This is a genomic window from Streptomyces sp. OR43 (assembly GCF_008042275.1).
Classification (GTDB): domain Bacteria; phylum Actinomycetota; class Actinomycetes; order Streptomycetales; family Streptomycetaceae; genus Streptomyces.
In genome coordinates this window covers 1-15,812 of record NZ_RDBK01000025.1, presented here as the reverse complement: position 1 = coordinate 15,812, position 15,812 = coordinate 1, and the positions used below count along the sequence as shown (strand labels likewise).

The 15,812-nt window shown below is 72.0% G+C and carries 16 protein-coding genes; 9 read left to right on the top strand and 7 right to left on the bottom strand.

Annotated elements, in window-relative coordinates:
• Nucleotides 1-207 precede the first annotated feature (207 nt).
• The 3 genes from EAO72_RS12810 (at nt 208) to EAO72_RS12800 (ending at nt 4,207) form a co-directional block, all read left to right on the top strand.
• Nucleotides 208-1,122 carry an SGNH/GDSL hydrolase family protein gene (locus EAO72_RS12810; protein ID WP_148017427.1) on the top strand — a complete coding sequence of 305 codons (915 nt, stop codon included), beginning with the start codon at nt 208-210 and terminating at the stop codon, nt 1,120-1,122.
• A 25-nt stretch (nt 1,123-1,147) separates the two neighbouring features.
• Nucleotides 1,148-2,140 (top strand): aldose epimerase family protein, encoded by a 993-nt coding sequence (locus EAO72_RS12805; RefSeq protein ID WP_148017426.1) that lies wholly within the window; start codon nt 1,148-1,150, stop codon nt 2,138-2,140.
• A gap of 138 nt (nt 2,141-2,278) precedes the next feature.
• On the top strand, nt 2,279-4,207 hold the full coding sequence (locus tag EAO72_RS12800) for a flavin monoamine oxidase family protein (protein ID WP_148017425.1): 1,929 nt from the start codon (nt 2,279-2,281) through the stop codon (nt 4,205-4,207).
• A 4-nt stretch (nt 4,208-4,211) separates the two neighbouring features.
• On the opposite strand, the gene EAO72_RS12795 is transcribed toward EAO72_RS12800, so the two are convergent.
• The 5 genes from EAO72_RS12795 to EAO72_RS12775 all read right to left on the bottom strand — a co-directional run bounded on the left by EAO72_RS12795 (nt 4,212) and on the right by EAO72_RS12775 (nt 8,605).
• Nucleotides 4,212-5,000: an EI24 domain-containing protein gene (locus EAO72_RS12795; protein ID WP_148017424.1), complete on the bottom strand. Its 789-nt coding sequence runs from the start codon at nt 4,998-5,000 to the stop codon at nt 4,212-4,214.
• 80 nt (nt 5,001-5,080) lie between these two features.
• Complete coding sequence (gene arfA, locus EAO72_RS12790; protein WP_148017423.1) at nt 5,081-6,598, bottom strand: arabinosylfuranosidase ArfA; 1,518 nt, start codon at nt 6,596-6,598, stop codon at nt 5,081-5,083.
• Nucleotides 6,599-6,677: 79 nt separating this feature from the next.
• Entirely contained in the window at nt 6,678-6,857 is a 180-nt protein-coding gene (locus tag EAO72_RS12785) for a hypothetical protein (protein WP_148017422.1), read from the bottom strand.
• 209 nt (nt 6,858-7,066) lie between these two features.
• A complete protein-coding gene (locus tag EAO72_RS12780) occupies nt 7,067-7,495 on the bottom strand; it encodes an organic hydroperoxide resistance protein (RefSeq protein WP_148017421.1) in 429 nt (142 codons plus the stop codon).
• Between the two features lie 90 nt (nt 7,496-7,585).
• Complete coding sequence (locus EAO72_RS12775) at nt 7,586-8,605, bottom strand: NADP-dependent oxidoreductase (protein ID WP_148017420.1); 1,020 nt, start codon at nt 8,603-8,605, stop codon at nt 7,586-7,588.
• Between the two features lie 220 nt (nt 8,606-8,825).
• Here EAO72_RS12775 and EAO72_RS12770 point away from each other — a divergent pair, with 220 nt between their 5' ends.
• Nucleotides 8,826-9,278 (top strand): MarR family winged helix-turn-helix transcriptional regulator, encoded by a 453-nt coding sequence (locus EAO72_RS12770; protein WP_148017419.1) that lies wholly within the window; start codon nt 8,826-8,828, stop codon nt 9,276-9,278.
• A gap of 30 nt (nt 9,279-9,308) precedes the next feature.
• Here the strand turns inward: EAO72_RS12770 and EAO72_RS12765 are convergent, their stop codons facing one another.
• Entirely contained in the window at nt 9,309-10,097 is a 789-nt protein-coding gene (locus tag EAO72_RS12765) for an SCO2400 family protein (protein WP_148017418.1), read from the bottom strand.
• 78 nt (nt 10,098-10,175) lie between these two features.
• On the opposite strand from EAO72_RS12765, the gene EAO72_RS12760 reads away from it, so the two are divergent.
• The 3 genes from EAO72_RS12760 (at nt 10,176) to EAO72_RS12750 (ending at nt 13,532) form a co-directional block, all read left to right on the top strand.
• Complete coding sequence (locus tag EAO72_RS12760) at nt 10,176-10,754, top strand: hypothetical protein (RefSeq protein ID WP_148017417.1); 579 nt, start codon at nt 10,176-10,178, stop codon at nt 10,752-10,754.
• A gap of 138 nt (nt 10,755-10,892) precedes the next feature.
• The gene (locus EAO72_RS12755) at nt 10,893-11,930 is read left to right on the top strand and encodes a rod shape-determining protein (protein ID WP_148017416.1); all 1,038 of its coding nucleotides are present in this window, start codon (nt 10,893-10,895) and stop codon (nt 11,928-11,930) included.
• A gap of 18 nt (nt 11,931-11,948) precedes the next feature.
• Nucleotides 11,949-13,532: a GAF domain-containing protein gene (locus EAO72_RS12750; protein ID WP_148017415.1), complete on the top strand. Its 1,584-nt coding sequence runs from the start codon at nt 11,949-11,951 to the stop codon at nt 13,530-13,532.
• Here EAO72_RS12750 and EAO72_RS12745 read toward each other — a convergent pair.
• Nucleotides 13,510-13,941, bottom strand: a complete 432-nt coding sequence (locus EAO72_RS12745; protein ID WP_148017414.1) for an Lrp/AsnC family transcriptional regulator — start codon at nt 13,939-13,941, stop codon at nt 13,510-13,512. The two genes, EAO72_RS12750 and EAO72_RS12745, sit on opposite strands and share 23 nt — an antisense overlap.
• Nucleotides 13,942-14,075: 134 nt before the next feature.
• Here EAO72_RS12745 and EAO72_RS12740 point away from each other — a divergent pair, with 134 nt between their 5' ends.
• The gene (locus EAO72_RS12740) at nt 14,076-15,290 is read left to right on the top strand and encodes an MFS transporter (RefSeq protein ID WP_148017413.1); all 1,215 of its coding nucleotides are present in this window, start codon (nt 14,076-14,078) and stop codon (nt 15,288-15,290) included.
• A 108-nt stretch (nt 15,291-15,398) separates the two neighbouring features.
• On the top strand, nt 15,399-15,812 hold a 414-nt coding region (locus EAO72_RS12735; protein ID WP_148017412.1), incomplete at its 3' end, for an AMP-binding protein.

Here is a 15,812-nt window from a genome sequence, read left to right as displayed (position 1 = left end):
GAGCCACCCGAGTGGAGCGAGGCGGCCGAAGGAACCACTGGTTCGACGGGGAAAAGCTACCGTGCGGCGGCGTCCGAGGTGTGACGTACCGTCGGTCCCGGGCCCATGATTCGCTCAGCATTCACCCTGCGGAGCGCGCGGGCCCGCCGACCGGTGCCGCACGGGTGTGCCGGAGGCATGGGACAGGAACAGGAGGGGACGAGGGCAATGCCGGATCGCTCCGTACGGCACCGTTCGCGCACCGCACTGGCCGCACTGGCCGCCGTGACGTTCCTCGGCACGGCCGTCGTGACGGGCTGTGACTCCGGGCCCGACGGGACGACGAAGGGCGCGAAGGCGGACGCGGGCCGGAAGCCGGCCGCCGCACCGCTCTGGGACCGCAGTCCGGAGTCGGTCGCCGCGGTCGGGGACTCCATCACTCGCGGCTTCGACGCCTGTTCGGTGCTGGCCGACTGCCCCGAGGCCTCCTGGGCGACCGGGACGGACAGCTCGGTGCGCAGCCTGGCGGTACGCCTCCTCGGCGCCTCGGGCGCCGCCGACCGCAGCTGGAACCACGCCGAGACCGGTGCCAGGATCGCCCAGTTGCCGGAGCAGATGGCGCTGGCCGCGCAGGAGGACCCCGATCTGGTGACGGTGATGATCGGCGCGAACGACGCCTGCCGGGACACCGTGCGGGCCATGACTCCGGTGGCGGACTTCCGGGCGTCGTTCGAGGCGTCGCTGCGTCAGCTGCGCAGCGCGGCACCCAAGACCCAGGTGTATGTGTCGAGCGTGCCGGACCTCAAGCGGCTCTGGTCGACGGGCCGGGTCAACCAGTTGGGCAAGCAGATCTGGAAGCTGGGCATCTGCAAGTCGATGCTGGGGGACGCGGACAACATGGGGGCCTCCGCGGTGGCCCGGCGCACGGCGGTGCAGGACCGCGTCGTCGCGTACAACGGGGTACTGCGCGAGGTGTGCGCGAAGGACCGGCGCTGCCGTTACGACGGCGGGGCGGTGTTCGACTACCGGTTCACCGGCAAGCAGCTCAGCCAGTGGGACTGGTTCCATCCGGGGATCAACGGGCAGGCCCGGCTCGCCGAGATCGCCTACCGCAACGTCACGGCGGCCCGGCCTCCGGCGTAGGACGGTCAGGCTAGAGTTTCCGATCATGGATTCGAACACGGTGATGCGTACGGAACACTTCGGCACCCTCGGGGACGGCACCGCCGTGGACCGCTGGACGCTGGAGCGCGGTGGCACGCGGGTCCGGGTGCTGACGTACGGCGCCGTCGTGCAGTCGGTCGAGGTGCCGGACCGGGACGGTACGCGGGCCGGCGTGGCGCTCGGGCTGCCGGATCCGGCCTCGTACCAGCAGTACACCGGGCCGTACTTCGGCGCCCTGGTCGGACGGTACGCGAACCGGATCGGCGGGGCGGCGTTCGTCCTCGACGGGCGGACGCATCATGTCACGCGCAACGAGGGCCGCAACCATGTGCACGGCGGGGCCACCGGCTTCGACAAGCGCGTGTGGGACGCCCGTGGGATCGACGGCGGGGTGGAGCTGTCGCTGGTCGCGGCGGACGGCGAGGAGGGCTTCCCGGGGCGGCTGGAGGTCTCGGTGGCGTACACCCTGGACGAGGACGGGGCGCTGCGGATCGCCTACCGGGCGACGACGGACGCGCCGACCGTGCTCAACCTGACCAACCACACGTACTGGAACCTGGCGGGCGCCGAATCCGGCAGCGCGCTCGGCCAGCGGCTGCGGATCGCGGCCGGGCGGATCACCCCGGCCGACGCGGAGTCCCTGCCGACGGGCGAGTTCCTGCCGGTGGACGGGACGCGGTTCGACTTCCGGGAGCCGCGGCCGGTCTCCAAGGAGTACGACCACAACTTCGTGCTGGACGAGGACGTGACGGGCCCGGTCGCCGAGCTGTACGACGAGGCGTCGGGACGGGTCCTGACCGTGACGACGACGGAGCCGGGCCTGCAGCTGTACACGGCGGACCACTTCGAGGGACGGCCGTTCGTGCCGTGTGCCGGAATCGCCCTGGAGACCCAGCACTTCCCGGACTCGCCGAACCGGCCGGAGTTCCCGAGCACGGTCCTGCGGCCGGGCGAGGAGTTCGTGTCGACGACCGTGTACGGCTTCTCGGTGCGCTGAGGCGGGCGTCGGCAGAGCTTGGCTGACCTGCGGGAACGCCGATATTACAAGATCGCTAAGCTCCCCCTGCGGGTGATTCCGGATGATCTACGCGCGTCCGCGTAATGCGCCCCGTCACGCGCCCCTCAGGGTGACCGCATGACTTCCAAGCCTGCCGAACCGACCTCCGGCCTGCCCTCCAGGCGCACCATGATCGCGGGTGCCGCCGCGGGTGCCGCCGCTCTCACCGCCGGCGCCGTGACCACGGCCGACGCCGCCTCACCCGGCTCCCTCACGGCCCCGGCCGCGGCGCCCGGCTCCGACTGGGACGCCTGCCTGACCGTCGCCCGCGCCATCCTCGTCTACGACGAGCAGGACAAGTCGCTGGTACCGCACTACCGCGAGGTCCTGCTCTCCAAGGGGCTGCCGCGCAGCCGCAAGGCCCCGAAGAAGGTGCTGGTCATCGGCGCGGGCCCGGCCGGGCTCACCGCCGCCCATCTGCTCCGCGAAGCCGGTCACACCGTCACCGTCATCGAGGCCAACGGCAACCGCGTCGGCGGCCGGATCAAGACCTTCCGCAACGGCGGCCACGAGAACGCCAAGTCGCCGTTCGCCGACCCGAAGCAGTACGCCGAGGCCGGGGCGATGCGGATCCCCGACAGCCACCCGCTCGTCACCGGACTCATGGACGGCTTCGAGCTGAAGCGCCGCCGCTTCCACCTGGTCGACGTCGACGCCGCGGGAAAGCCCGTCAACCACACCTGGATCCACGTCAACGGCATCCGGGTCCGCAAGGCGGACTACGCGAAGAAGCCGCAGGCGGTCAACCGGTCCTTCGGGGTTCCCGCCGCGTTCGAGGACAAGACCGCGTCGGCCATCGTGCGGGAGGCCTTCGCCCCCGTACGCAAGGAGTTCGAGGGCAAGGAGGGCTCGGAGCTCGTCCAGGGCTGGGCCCGGGTCATCGAGCGGTACGGCCACTGGTCGATGTTCCGCTTCCTGACCGAGGCCGCCAAGCTGGACGAGCGCACCATCGACCTCATCGGTACGGTCGAGAACCTCACCTCGCGGCTTCCTCTCGCCTTTGTGCACAGCTTCATCGGGGCTTCCCTGATCAGCCCGGACACCGCGTTCTACGAGCTGCCCGACGGCACGGCGACGCTGGCCGACGCCATGTACGCGCGGGTGAAGGACCTGGTGCGGCTGGACCGCCGGGCCGCCAGGATCAGTTACGGGGAGAACGGCGTCCGGGTCGAGACGGTGTCGGAGGGCCGTGACGGCAAGGTCGTACGGGAGACCTTCACCGGAGACCGGGCGATCGTCACCGTGCCGTTCTCCGGCCTGCGGCACGTCCCGGTCACGCCGCCGCTCTCGTACGGCAAGCGGCGGGCGATCACCGAGGTCCACTACGACACCGCGACCAAGGTGCTGCTCGAGTTCAGCCGCCGCTGGTGGGAGTTCGAGGAGAAGGACTGGAAGGCGGAGCTGGAGAAGGTCCGGCCCGGTCTGTACGACGCGTACCGGCTCGGCAAGGCGCCGGCCGACGGATCGCTGCTGGGCGCGCACCCCTCCGTACCGTCCGGGCACATTCCGCCCAACCAGCGCGTGCACTACGCGGCGTACCGCGCGACCGCCCGTAACCAGCCCGAGGCGGCCCATGTGATCGGCGGCGGATCGGTCACCGACAACGCCAACCGCTTCATGTACCAGCCCTCCCACCCGGTCGAGGGCAGCAAGGGCGGGGTCCTGCTCGCCTCGTACAGCTGGGCCGACGACGCCCTGAAGTGGGACTCCCTGGACGACGACGAGCGCTACCCGCACGCCCTGGGCGGGGTCCAGGACGTGTACGGGCAGCGCGTCGAGGTCTTCTACACGGGGGCCGGCGCCACCCAGTCGTGGATGCGCGACCCGTACGCCTACGGGGAGGCGTCCGTGCTGCTGCCCGGCCAGCACACCGAGCTGCTCGCCGATGTCCGGTCCGTCGAGGGGCCGTTGCACTTCGCGGGCTGCCACACCTCCGTCAAGCCCGCCTGGATCGAGGGCGCGTTGGAGTCCGCCGTGCGCACCGCGCTGGAGGTCCACGCGAGCTGACCGCTCAGGGGCGTGGTGGCGGCGGTACCGCCGCCACCCGCTCCTCCCCCACGCTCTCCTCGCCCACCAGTTCGCGCGCCAGCAGCGTCGCCCCCGCGACGGCCCCCGGCATCAGGAACACGGCGACGAACGGGACCAGGAACGCGAGCCCGAGCGGGACGCCGAAGCCCAGGATCAGCAGGCGGCGGCCGCGCAGCAGGACGAGCCGGTCCTTCAGCACCATGCCGCGGCGCTGGAGGGCGACGGCCGTGAGCTCCTCGGCGAGGAAGTACCCCGTGACGCAGAACCCGAGGAGCGGGACGACGGTCTGGCCCGCGACCGGGACGAAGCCGAGGGCGAAGAGCAGGACGGCGTACAGCGCCACGCGCACCAGGATGCGCACGCTGTCGCGGGCGGAGATCCACAGCTCCCGCCACAGCGGCAGTCCGGACTCGGGGGCCTTGCCTCCCTCGGCGCGGTCCACCTCCTCGGAGAGCGACTCGTAGAAGGGCTGCCCGACGAGGAGGGTCACGGCCGTGAACGTGATGACGGCGAGGAAGAGGCCGAAGGCGAAGACCAGCACGGTCAGCGTGTTGCGGAGCAGGCCGAGCCAGGGCGAGGACCAGTCGTCGGCGAACGGGGTCGCCCAGCGCGCCAGGTCGTCGGCCCCGAAGCCGAGGCCGACGAGGGCGCCCGCGTACAGGACGAGGGTGATCAGGCCGGGCAGCAGCCCGAGGCCGAACCATCTGCCGTGCCGGACGACCCAGCGCTGTCCTTTGATCAGATGGCCGAGGCCCGCCCCGAGATCACGCATGTGCGTCAGCGTAACGGGACCGGGTGCGGTCGCTGTGCGCGGATCGGACCAGGCGGACCACGCGGATCGGACCAGGCCGGTCAGACCAGGCGGATCATGTTCCAGGACATCGGCTCCAGCGTGGCCCGCAGCACTCCCCCGTCGAGCACCGTGCCCTGCGCGGGACGCGGGGCGACCCGGCCCGGTTCGGCGAGGGTGTTGCGGGCGTCCGGGTCCGCGTCGGCGAGGACCTGGTGCTCGGCGATCCCCGTCAGCTCGAAGCCGTGCAGGGCGACTTCGAGCGGGAGGGCCGTGTCCTGGCCGCGGTTGACCGCGAAGACGGTGACCGCGCCGGTCTCGGGGTCGCGGACGGCGGTGGCGTGCAGCAGGTCGGTCTCGCCGTACCTGGCCGTCCCGTACGTGGGCGAGTCGACCCGTACGTCCAGGACCTGGCCCCGCCCGTGCCGCGCGGCCTGGGCGAACGGGAAGAAGGTGGTCTGCCGCCAGGCGGGTCCGCCGGGTTCGGTCATGATCGGGGCGATCACGTTGACCAGCTGGGCCAGGCAGGCCACGGTGACCCGGTCGGCGTGGCGCAGCAGGGCGATGAGCAGGGTGCCGAAGACGACGGCGTCGGTGACGGAGTAGTTGTCCTCCAGCAGGCGGGGTGCCTCGGGCCAGTCGAGGGGGTTCGCCTCGGCCTCCTGCTGACTGCGGGCCATGTACCAGACGTTCCACTCGTCGAAGGAGAGGTTGATCTTCTTCGTGGACTTCAGCCGCGCTCCGACGTGGTCGCAGGTGGCGACGACGTCCTCGATGAAGGACTCCATGTCGACGGCGGAGGCCAGGAACGAGTCGCGGTCGCCGTCGAGTTCCTCGTAGTAGGCGTGCAGCGAGACGTAGTCGACGAGGTCGTAGGCCTCGGCGAGGACGGTCGCCTCCCAGGCGGCGAACGTGGGCATGGACCGGCCCGAGGACCCGCAGGCGACGAGTTCGACGGAGGGGTCGATCTGCCGCATCGCGCGGGCGGTCTCGGCGGCGATCCGGCCGTACTCCTCGGCGGTCTTGTGGCCGGTCTGCCACGGGCCGTCCATCTCGTTGCCCAGGCACCACAGCTTGATGCCGAAGGGGTCCTTGTCGCCGTGGGCGATGCGGCGCTCGGAGAGCTCGGTGCCGGCCGGGTGGTTGGCGTACTCCTGGAGTTCGATGGCCTCCTGGACGCCCCGGGTGCCGAGGTTGACGGCCATCATGGGCTCGGCCCGCGGGCCGATCTTCCGGCAGAAGGCGATGAACTCGGAGAGCCCGAAGCGGTTCGTCTCGGTGGAGCGCCAGGCGAGGTCCAGGCGGCGCGGCCGCTCGTCGGCGGGGCCGACGCCGTCCTCCCAGCGGTAGCCGGAGACGAAGTTGCCGCCGGGGTAGCGGATGGCGGTGACGCCGAGCTCGCGGATCAGTTCCAGGACATCGGTACGCAGCCCGGCCTCGTCGGCCGAGGGGTGGCCGGGTTCGTGGATGCCGTCGTAGACGCAGCGGCCGAGGTGTTCCACGAACGAGCCGAAGAGGCGGGGGTCGACCTCGCCGACGGTGAAGGCGGGGTCGAGGGTGAAGCGGGCGGTGCGGGTCATGACTTCCTTCGGGGTGGTGTCGGTACGGATGCCGGTACGGGTCTCCGTACGGGTCCTGGCGCGGGGCTCCGGTCATGGCTCATGGGCCGGCCAGGCCGGTGGTGAAGCTCTCTTCGGCGAGGTGGAGCAGGAAGCCGGAGCCGGCTGTGCCGAGGTCGGATGCGCGGCTGCCCGGCGCGGTGAAGCCGAAGCCGGCGGCGACGGCGGCGCCGTCAGGCCCCGTGATCAGTTGCCTGCGATTCAGGCCAGGTCGTCCCATGCCCGCCTTCACTGTTCGGTATATCGAATGATGCCCGTAACTTCGAACGGACCGTAAAATCGAAGCGCTTGCGCGTCAATGGATCGCGCAAGAATTCCGAGCGATGTCCGGGATACGGAACGGCAGGTATCGGGGCGGGGTGACGAACGGCCGAGGGCCGCACCCCTCATGGGGTGCGGCCCTCGGCTGCGTACGGGTGGTGCGGACGGTCAGACGACCGAGAGCGCCACCTTGATGTTGCCGCGCGTGGCGTTCGAGTACGGGCAGACCTGGTGGGCCTTCTCGATGAGCGCCTGCGCGGTCTCCGTGTCGACGTTCGGGATGGTCGCGGTGATCGCGACCTCCAGACCGAAGCCACCGGCCTCGGTCTTGCCGATCGAGACCGCGGCGGTGACCGTGGATCCGGAGATGTCGGCCTTCTCCTGGCGCGCCACCACACCCAGCGCGCCCTGGAAGCAGGCACTGTAACCGGCTGCGAAGAGCTGCTCCGGGTTGGTGCCCGCGCCGCTGCCGCCCATCTCCTTCGGCGGGTTGACGACTACGTCGAGCTTGCCGTCGTCCGAGGCGACCCGGCCGTCACGGCCGTTCTCGGCGGTGGCGACGGCGGTGTAAGCGACGGCTATGTCCTGAATGGTCATGCTTGAGGATTCCTCCTGCTGATGCGCCGCGACTCGCGCCCACGATCGCGACGGCCTGGGACGAGCCTAACGGGTGCCCGGAGCGGCGGTTCAGCCGAGGGAGACGATCATCTTTCCGGTGTTCTCGCCGCGGAGCAGACCGAGGAACGCGTCGAAGCCGTTCTCGATGCCCTCGACGGCCGTCTCGCGGTACTTCAGCTCACCCGAGGCCAGCCAGCCGGCCACTTCCTGGACGAACTGCCCCTGGAGATCGGTGTGATCGTTGACGAGCATGCCCTGCAGGCGCAGCCGCTTGCCGATGACGAGGGCGAGGTTGCGCGGGGCGGGGGTCGGCTCCGTCGCGTTGTACTGGGCGATCATGCCGCAGATGGTCGCGCGGCCGTGCACGTTGAACGAGGAGATCGCGGCTTCGAGGTGCTCGCCGCCGACGTTGTCGAAGTAGACGTCGATGCCGTCGGGGGCGGCCTCGCGCAGCTGCTGCGCCACCGGGCCGTTCTTGTAGTTGAACGCGGCGTCGAAGCCGTACTCCTCGACGAGCAGCTTGACCTTCTCGTCGGAGCCGGCGGAGCCGATGACGCGCGAGGCGCCCTTGAGCTTGGCCATCTGGCCGACCTGGCTGCCGACCGCACCGGCGGCGCCGGACACGAAGACCGCGTCGCCCTCCTTGAAGGAGGCCACGTCGAACAGGCCCGCGTAGGCGGTGAGTCCGGTCATGCCCAGCACGCCGAGGTAGGCGGAGAGCGGGGCGAGGGAGGCGTCGACCTTCACCGCGTGCTTCGCGGGCACGTCGGCGTACTCGCGCCAGCCGAGGTTGTGCAGCACGTGGTCGCCGACCGCGAAGCCCTCGGCGTTGGACGCGACGACCTCGCCGACCGCGCCACCCTCCATGGGGTGGTCCAGCTTGAACGGCGGGGTGTACGACTTCACGTCGTTCATGCGGCCGCGCATGTACGGGTCGACCGAGAAGTGAAGGTTGCGGACGAGGACCCGGCCCTCGGCGGGAGCGCTGACCGGAGCCTCACGCAGCGCGAAGTCCTCGGCCTTCGGCCAGCCGTGCGGACGGGCTACGAGGTGCCATTCACGGCTGGACGTGGGAAGGGCTGCAGACATGGGCTCGGATCTCCTCGATGCCTAGAGGGTGCGGGAAGGGTGGTGCGGAAGCCGTTCGCCCGGGTTCGTGCGAGCCGGTTCGTGCGAGCCGCTTCGTGCGAGCGGTTCGTGCCGGGCGGTTCGTGCGAGCCGGTTCGGGGCGGACGGAAAGCTTCATCACGTGAAACAACCATGCGCCTGGATATTTCACCTTGTCAAGTAACCGGCTATCCTGGACCCCATGGCCACCACTCGTACGGACCCCCTGACCCTCGAAGTCGTCGAGCTGATCGGCGCGGTCGTGGCGCGCTACTACGAGGAGTACGAGCAGGCCGCGGCCGCCCACAGCCTCACCGGGGCCCAGGCCCGGGTCCTCGGCCTGCTCTCCCTGGATCCGCTGCCGATGCGCCGGATCGCCCAGAAGCTGAAGTGCGAGCCGTCCAATGTGACCGGCATAGTCGACCGGCTGGAGGCGCGCGGACTGGTGGAGCGGCGGCCCGACCCGGCCGACCGCCGGGTGAAGCTGGCCGCCCCCACGGAGAAGGGGGCTCGCACGGCCCGCGAGCTCCGCGCGTCCCTCGACTTCGCCCGCGAGCCCCTGGCCGGGCTCTCCGACACGGACCGCGCGGTGCTGCGGGACCTGCTGCGCCGGATGCTGGGGATGGATCCGGCGGACCCGGCCGTCCTGTCCTGACCCGCCGCCCGCCCTGAAGCCGCCGGCCCCTCAGCAGAACCAGGGGAACCAGCAGTCGTCGTCCGAAGGGGCCGGCGACGGTGTGGGTGTCGGCGTGGGCGTGGGCCGCTGCGGGGTCACGGACGGTGTCGGGGCGTCGCCCGTACCGCCCGGCTCCGACGGGCCGCCGGTGGTGGGCGACGCGGCCGGCGACGGCGGTACGGAGGAGGCCGGAGCCGGGGCCGCCGGCGCGGAGGTGGCTCCACCCGGACGCGCCTCGTCCGTGGCCCGGGCGGACCGGGTGGCGCCCGGGGAGCGCGTCACCGTGGCCGGGACGGCCGAAGGGCTGCCCGGGGGTCTCCTCACCGGTCCGGGCGGCTCGGCCGTTTCGCTCACCGTCGGCTCCGGTGCGGGAGCGGTGGTGGCGGACGTCGCTTCGCGTACGTAGTCCGAAGCGCCGTCGCCACCGTCCGGTTCGGTCGCGAGCTCGGCCAGGCTCAGCGCACCGGCCGCGAGGACCACCCCGAACAGCGCCAGCAACACCGCACGGCCCTTGCGGCTGCGGCCACGGCGGCCCCGGCGCGGCCGCTCGTCGGGTGCCGTACGCCGACGGCCGGGACCGCGTCCGCCGTGCGCACCGCCCCGCGTCCGGGCAGCATCGCGCTCCCGGCGGCGGTGCCCCGCGGACAGGGGCGACGCGGCCTGCTCGTCCCGCGCTTCCGGCTCGTGGCCGAGGGGCGGGGGCACGGCGTAGGGGCCCAGCGCCTCGGCGGGGGTTCCGCATCCGGCACAGGCCAGGGCGCCGTTCAGATGCCGCTGACAGGGCTGGCAGTAATCCATGGCGCCCGCAGGTTAGATGCCCACCGGACAACGGAGAAAGCCGCTCAGGTGAGGATCCTGTGTGGAACCGTTGGTTCCATGACCACTGCCGCCCCCTTCGGCCCCCGTGAGTTCCAGCTCGTCCTGCTGCGCCGGATGGCCGACCACCAGCCCGGTCTCGTCGAGGACGCCCGGCACGAGCTGAGCGCCACCCTCGCCGAGATGCGTGAGGCCAACCGCCGCTGGCAGGCCATGTCGCGGGCGCCGCGTGGACGGGGGGCGCTGCGCCGCTACCGGTCCGTGCTCGGGGAGCCCGAGTCCTCCCAGCGCCGCACGGTCGGCGATCTGGAGTGCGACGCCCTGTTCTGGCCGGTCCCGCTCTGGCCCGACCTGCGGTTCGAGGTGATGGTGGCGCCGGGCGGCGCGGTGTGGAACGAGTGGCTGGTCCGGGCCCCTGACGCGGCCTCCCCCGTGCTCGGGCGGGCCGGCGAACTGCGTCCCTGGTCGTGCACCGTGAACGAGGTGGCCCGGGCCTTCGCGCCGGCCCGTCCGATGGAGGGCAGCGCGCCGACCCGGTGGGCGCTCGCGATCACCGACGCGGCCACCGGCACCCCGTACGTCGCCGAGTTCACCTGGGGCCTTTTCCAGCGGCTGCTCCCCGGCGTGCCGGGCGCCTGAGAGCCGCGCCGACGAGCCGTCAGCTCCGTACCCCCTACGGCGTATCCCAGCGGGCGCCACGCCCCCGAACGGCGCACGATTCGAAGAGGACCGGCTGCCCGTCGGTCTCCGCCATCAGCGCTCTCGGGAGAACCTGCCGTGACCGTCAGCCTTGAGCAGTTGCGCCGTTGCCATGTCGCCGTCGACCTCGGGGCCGCGCGGACCCGGGTGTACATCAAGGGGCTCGGGCTCGTCGTCGACGAGCCGAGCGTCGCCGCCGTCAACACCCGTACGGGCTCGCTCATCGCCGTCGGCGCGCTCGCCGAACAGATGACGGGCCGCACCCCCGACTACATCCGGGTGGTCCGTCCCGTCTCCGGCGGAACCGTCGTCGACATTGAGATGGCCCAGCGCATGCTGCGCCATCTGCTCGGCGAGAAGCTCCGCCGCCAGCTGCGCCGCAAGCCGCGCCTGCGCGCCGCCGCCTGCATCCCGCACGAGAGCGATCCGCTCGCCCAGCGCGCCGCTGTCGAGACCCTCGTCGGACTCGGTGCGCGCCGCGTCGAGCTCGTCGACACCCTGATCGCGGCGGCCGTCGGCTGCGGGCTGCCGGTCGAACAGCCGACCGCCACCATGATCATGGTGTGCGGGGCCGCGACCACCCAGATCGCGGTCCTCTCGCTCGGCTCGATCGTGACCGCCGTACGCATCCCGATCGGCGGCGACGCCATCGACCACGCGGTGATCCAGCATCTGCGCCAGTACCACGAGCTGGTACTGCCCAGCCAGTCCGTACGCCCGCTCCAACTGGCCCTCAGCGGAGCCGGGCTGACCCCGCACGGGCCCTCCGTGACCGAGATCCACGGCCGGGACGTGGCGACCGGCCTTGCCCGATCCGTCCAGGTCGACACCGCAGCCGTCCGGCAGGCGATCCACACCCCGCTGACCGCGGTCCTCGACGGGCTCGGCAAGATCCTGCGGGACTGCCCGCCCGACCTCGTCGCCGACCTCGCCGACTGCGGGATCATGATGGTCGGCGGCAGCGCGCTGCTGCCCGGCCTCGACCAGATGCTCCGTGACGCCACGGGCATGCCGGTGCACATCGCCGAACGGCCCGACGTCTGCTCGGTCCTCGGGCTCGGCGCCATGCTGGACGGGAAGATCAGCCCCATGGTCCTCGACCCGCTCGCCGGCTGAGTCCCGCGGGCCCGGCGGATGACCGACGAGCCGAGCGGACGGGAGCCCAGCAGCGGAGTCCCCCGGTCACCGCGGCTGCCGATGCTGCTGGAGGCGGTGCTGCGCGTCGGCACCGACCTCGAACTGCGGGCCACCCTGCAGCAGATCATCGACACCGCGACCGCGCTCACCGAGGCCCGCTACGGTGCGCTCGGGGTCCTGGACGCCGGGACCGGCACGATCAGCGAACTGTTCGTCACCGGGCTGAGCGAGAGCGAGCGGGCGGCCATCGGCGACCTCCCCGACGGGCACACCGGCCTGCTCGGCGCGCTCATCGAACAGGCGGAGCCGCTGCGCTCCGACGACCTGGCCGACGATCCGCGCTCCTGCGGTGTGCCGCCCGGCCACCCCGTGATGCACTCGTTCCTCGGGGCCCCGATCCGCGTCCACCACACGGTGTTCGGGAACATCTACCTCGCGGAGAAGGAGACCGGGCACTTCACCGACACCGATATGACGCTGCTCCGCGTCCTCGCCGCGCAGGCCGGCATCGCGATCGGCAACGCCCGGCTGTACGAGAGCGCGCGGCAGCGCGAGCGCTGGATCGAGGGCGCGGCCGCGGTCACCCACACGCTGCTGACCGGCGAGAACGCCTCCGACGCCCTGATGACCGTGGCCGAACGGGCCAGGATGCTCAGCGACGCGTCGGCCGGGGTGATCCTCCAGCCCAATGAGGAGGGCGGGATGGAGATCGTCGTCGCGTCCACCCTGGAGGACCCGGCCGGTCTGGTGGGCACGGCGATCGCCCCCGGCTCGCCCGTCCTCGTCCAGCTGCTGGGCGGCGAGGCCGTCTTCGTCGACGACTCGGCGACCGATCCGCGCATGACCACCCCCGTGCGCGGCCGCTTCGGCCCGAGCATGATGCTGCCCCTGCAGAGCGGCGGGCGGCTCATCGGCACCCTCGCCCTGCCCCGGCGGCGCGGCGCCCGCCCCTACACCGACGTGGACCGGCTGCTGGCCTCCCAGTTCGCCTCGCAGGCCGCGCTCGCCCTGGTCCTCGCGGATTCCCAGCACGACCGCGAACAGCTCGCGGTGTACGAGGACCGTGACCGGATCGCCCGTGATCTGCACGATCTCGTCGTCCAGCGGCTGTTCGCCACCGAGATGATGCTGGAGTCGACCCGCCGCCGGGCCGGTGCCGATGACACGGACGAACTGCTCGGCCGGGCCGTCGACGAGCTGGACTCCACGATCCAGGAGGTGCGGACCGCCATCTTCGCCCTCCAGCAGCCGCCCGCCGAGGCGCCCACCACCTTCCGCGGCCGGGTGCTGCGGGAGACCAGTGGCGCGGCCGCGGTCCTCGGATTCCAGCCGTCGGTGCACTTCACCGGCGCGGTGGACGCGCTGGTGCGGGATCCGGTGGACGGGCGGCTGCTCGCCGCGCTGCGCGGTGCGCTGGCGGCCGCGCACCGGCGGACCGGGGTCTCGGCGATCGAGGTGGAGGTGGACGCGACGGCCGTACTGCCCGACGGCAGGCCCGGGGTCCGGCTGGCGGTCGCCGACGACGGGCGCGAACCGGACGGCTCGCGCGCGCCGACCCTCATCTGGCAGGAGCCGCTCTGAGCGCGATCCTGGTGCTGGAGTGGGCGACGCCCGCCTCGCGTTTGAGCCTGCGCAGCAGGCCGTCCAGCGCCGCGGTGTCGGCGGCCGTGGCCCGTACGAGGTAGTCGTGCGCGCCCGTCACATGCACGACTTCGGTGATGCCGGGCAGGGTCAGCACCGCCCGCTCGAACACCTCGTTGGTGGTGTCCGAGCGCAGGGACACGTCGATGAAGACGACGAGCCCGGTCCGGGTGTCGGCGGCGGGGTCGATGATCACGGTGAAGCCGCGGATGACGCCGTCCCTGCGCAGCCGGCGCACCCGGTCGGCGGCCGCGTTGGCGCTGAGCCCGACCCGTGTGCCCAGATCCCGGTACGAGATCCGCGCATCCTCCTGGAGGATGCCGAGGATTTCTCTGTCCAGACGGTCCATGCGGCGATTGTCCCAGCTTCGGGGCGATCGCGACTGCGGAGACGGCGGTCACCCCATGGGGGCCGGGCCGGGGAGGGGTCCCGTTCGGAGTAACCCGACGGGCTCGTGGTCCGCCCGCGCCCTTGACTGGCTGTGTGGACACCGCAGCGAAGCAGTCACCGGCCCCGGCCGCCGAGAAGCCCTCCGGCGCCGCCTACCGCAACCTCGTGATGGCCACGATCGGCTTCGCGCTCACCTTCTGGGCCTGGAACCTGATCGCGCCCATGTCCGCGGACTACAAGGACCGGCTCGGCCTGAGCTCGTTCCAGCAGTCCCTGCTGGTGGCCGTGCCGGTGCTCGTCGGCTCGCTGGGCCGTATCCCGGTGGGCGCGCTCACCGACAAGTTCGGCGCGCGGCTGATGTTCCCGCTGATCTCGGCGCTCACCATCGTGCCGGTGCTGCTGCTGATCCCGGCGAAGGACTCGTACGGCGCGATGCTGGCCGTGGGCTTCCTGCTGGGGCTCGGCGGAACGACGTTCGCGATCGGCATCCCCCTGGTCAACTCGTGGTTCCCGCCCTCCGACCGCGGCCTCGCGCTCGGTGTGTTCGGTATGGGCATGGGCGGCGTCGCCCTGTCCGGCTACTTCACGCCGCGGATCGCCAAGCACGGCGACAACCTGCCGTTCCTCGTGGTCGCGGGCGCACTCGTGGTGTACGCGGCCCTCGCGGCGGTCCTGGTCAACGACCGTCCGGGCCGCCAGGTGCCCACCGACACGCTGGCCCACCGGCTCGGTGCGGCGGGCAGGCTGCGGGTCACCTGGGAGCTGTCCGCGCTGTACGCGATCGGCTTCGGCGGCATCGTCGCGTTCGGCGTCTACCTGCCGACGTACCTGAAGACCTGGTACGAGCTCTCGCCGACCGACGCCGGTACGAAGGCGGCCGGATTCGCCCTGGTCACGGTCATCTTCCGGCCGATCGGCGGCTGGCTCTCGGACCGCGTGCACCCGGCGGTCGTGACCTCCTTCGCACTCGGTGTCGCCGCCCTGATGGCCATCGTCCAGGCCTTCGATCCGAAGCTGGCGCCCGGCGGCACGATCGCGCTGCTCGTCATGGCGGCCGGGCTGGGCACCGCGAGCGGCAGCGTCTTCGCCCTGGTCTCGCAGGTGACACCGCAGGCGAAGGTGGGCAGCGTCACCGGCATCGTCGGCGCGATGGGCGGCCTCGGCGGCTTCGTGCCGCCGCTGGTGATGGGGGCGATCTACAGCGCGAAGGGCTCGTACTCGATCGGCTTCATGCTGCTGTCCGACCTGGCGCTGGCGGGCTGTGTGTACGCGTACGGGCGGATGCGGACCATCCAGCGGGACGCGTGAGGCGGGCACGGAATCGGATGAGGCGGGTCGCCCGGGGCGGGGACGGAATCGCGTCACTGTGCCGGGACGCCCGAGCCCGGATCGAAATCGCCTTAGGGTCGCAGAGTGATGCCACTTCTGCCTGCACTCCAGGACGCGTCCGCCCCCGCGGCCGCCCGCGAAGCCGTCCGGTTCGACGAAGTCTCCCTGTCCTACGCACAGTTGGCCGCCGCCGCTGATTCGCTCGCGGCCCGGATCGCCGGCGCGGACCGGGTCGCGGTCTGGGCCACGCCCACCGCGCAGACCGTGGTCGCCGTGGTGGCCGCACTCCGGGCGGGGGTGCCCGCCGTGCCGCTGAACCCGAGGACGGGCGAACGCGAGCTGGCGCACATCGTCGCGGACAGCGCGCCGGCCACGGTGCTGGCCTCGTCCTCCGACGCGCTGCCGCCCGCGCTGGCCGGACTGCGACGGCTGGACGTGGCCGTGGCGGCCCCGGCCGGCACGGACGCGGAGTTCCCCGAGCCCTCCCCCGCATCCCCCGCC